This window comes from Pseudomonadota bacterium, assembly GCA_026388215.1.
Taxonomy (GTDB): domain Bacteria; phylum Desulfobacterota; class Syntrophorhabdia; order Syntrophorhabdales; family Syntrophorhabdaceae; genus JAPLKF01.
Map to the genome: position 1 here is coordinate 1 of JAPLKF010000022.1, position 2,655 is coordinate 2,655.

1 protein-coding gene is annotated in these 2,655 nt (G+C 39.8%); it reads left to right on the forward strand.

Annotated features, from left to right (window positions below):
- The coding region (locus tag NTU69_01675; protein ID MCX5802236.1) for a PAS domain S-box protein at positions 1 to 2,327 on the forward strand (2,327 nt) is incomplete at its 5' end.
- Positions 2,328 to 2,655: the final 328 nt, after the last annotated feature.

Below are 2,655 nucleotides of genomic sequence, written 5' to 3' on the forward strand. Positions count from 1 at the left end.
CATACCCTGATGCTTTATATAGACACACGGTCATCTCTACATGGATAGATGACTTAAAAAATGTCAAAAAAGGTGAAAAGAGACCAAGAACCTATACAGTAACATGCAAAGACGGAACAAAAAAGATAATCAACTTTGTACCGGTACAGCTGAAGGGTGGTGAGAATTTTGTAGCCTGCGAAGACATCACGGAACAGAAAGAGGCTGAACAAGCCCTCCGTGAGAATGAAGCGAGATACAGAGCCCTCTTTGAGAGCGCCAATGATGCAATTTTCATCATGAAATATGATAAGTTTATCGATTGTAATACCCAGACCTTGTTGATGTTCGGATGTACCAAAGAACAGATCATTAACCAAACCCCTTATAGATTTTCACCCCTATACCAGCCCGATGGAAGAAATTCAAAAGAGAAAGCCCTTGAAAAGATAAATGATGCCCTTCTTGATAAACCTCAGTTTTTCGAATGGCAACACTGTAAATATGACGGAACCCTTTTTGATACTGAGGTGAGCCTTAATTGCATTGAAGTGGGAGACGAAATATTCACACAGGCCATTGTAAGGGATATCACCGAGCGAAAACAAATAGAGGAGTCAATGCAAAAGGAGAGGGAAACATTTTTTACGATCCTTGAGAACGACCCCAGTGGTGTTGCTTTGATTGGTAGGGATGGGGTCTATAAATACCTCAACCTTCAATTCACCAATATCACCGGTTATACTATTGAAGATGTTCCCACAGGAAAAGATTGGTTTCAAAAGGCTTACCCGGATCCAGAATACAGGAAGAAGGTCATAGAGACATGGAAGAAGAATATACTACCAGAAGGTAAGAGCGTAGATGAAGAATTTAAGGTAACCTGCAAAGATGGACAGAGTAAGGATATAGAATTCAGAACAACTTTCTTAAAAGATAGCGCTATTACTGTATTGAATGATATTACCGAGCGCAGACAGTCAGAGCAAAAACTTAAGGAGAGCGAAGAAAGATACCGTAATATCTTTGAAAATGCGGTAGAAGGCATCTTCCAGACTACCCCGGAAGGACGTTTCCTTAGTGTTAACCCTGCACTTGCCAGGATGATGGGTTTTTCATCCCCTGAAGAGATGGTGGCAACCTTTACCGATATTGCAAAACAGCATTATGTGAATCCTCAGGACCGTGTAAAGTACAAGAAACTCCTTGAAGAGTATGGTACTGCCCAGGCATTTGAGACCCAGCTCTACTGCAAGGATGGCAGAAAAATCTGGGTATCAATTAATGCACGTGCTGTGAGGGGAAAAAATGGAAATATACTCTATTATGAAGGCACAATCGAGGATATTACTGAAAGGAAAATGGCAGTAGAGGAGCTGCTGATTAAGGATTATGCCATAGAGTCGTCTATCAATCCTATTTTTTTTGCTGACCTTGAGGGAAATCTTACATATGTGAATTCTTCTTTTCTCAATTTATGGGGGTATAAAGATGATAAGGAGGTTCTTGGAAAAAGCGTTATAGAGTTCTCACCGAATAAAGAAGGGGTCCTGCAGATATTGAAAATAGTAAAAGAAGTGGGGGAATGGTCTGGCGAGCTGATTGCCAGGAAAAAAGATGAATCCACCTTGGATATCCAGCTTTCGATAGCCATAGTTAAAGATAAAAATGGCAGGCCAGCCTGTATCATGGTTTCTTTGATAGACATTACAGAGCGCAAGCGGACAGAAGAAAAACTACAAAATACCATGGAAAACTTACATAGAGCCATGGGAGCAACCATACAGGCGATAGTATCTACAGTTGAAACACGAGATCCTTATACTGCAGGTCATCAAAAACGTGTATCGAATCTTGCACGTGCCATAGCAAAGGAGATGGATCTTTCAGACGTAACAATAGACGGAATCCGTATGGTTGGAGCAATCCATGATATTGGTAAGATATCTATCCCTGCTGAGATTTTAAGCAAGCCAGGTAAGCTCTCTGAAATAGAATTCGGTCTGATTAAAACCCACTCCCAGATTGGCTATAATATATTAAAAGATATTGAATTTCCATGGCCTATTGCTCACATTATCCTTCAACATCATGAAAGGCTAAATGGTTCAGGTTATCCACGGGGTTTAAAAGGAGAGGACATCCTACTCGAGGCACGCATTCTGGCAGTGGCTGATGTTGTAGAAGCTATGGCATCCCATAGACCTTATAGACCTACTCTTGGTTTGGATGCAGCCCTTAAAGAAATTTCACAGAATAAAGGGATACTATATGATAAGGATGTGGTAGAGGTATGCTGGAAATTGTTCAGGGAGAAAGGCTTTAGTTTTGATGAGAAACGTGATTAAAGTGATAACAATAATGATTATAGAGATAAAACAGAATGACAGTAATAGAAACATAGTGTAACCGGATGCATATTGTTGAAATCATTTTAAGGATGATTTACTCATACATTATTGATCGTGTTCCACTTTAAGATGATTGATACCTGATATATGAAAAAACAGAAAAAACAAGTCTTGAGTAAGTCTTGAGGGACATCCTATATTCCTCCTGTCAAGAAAATATTTCATAAAAGATCATCTCCATAATATCAATCGGTTGCAAACCATATCTTTTTCATGACACACCTCTCCTGTCGGTTCTTTTGTGGAACCCTTTCATATGTCCGGC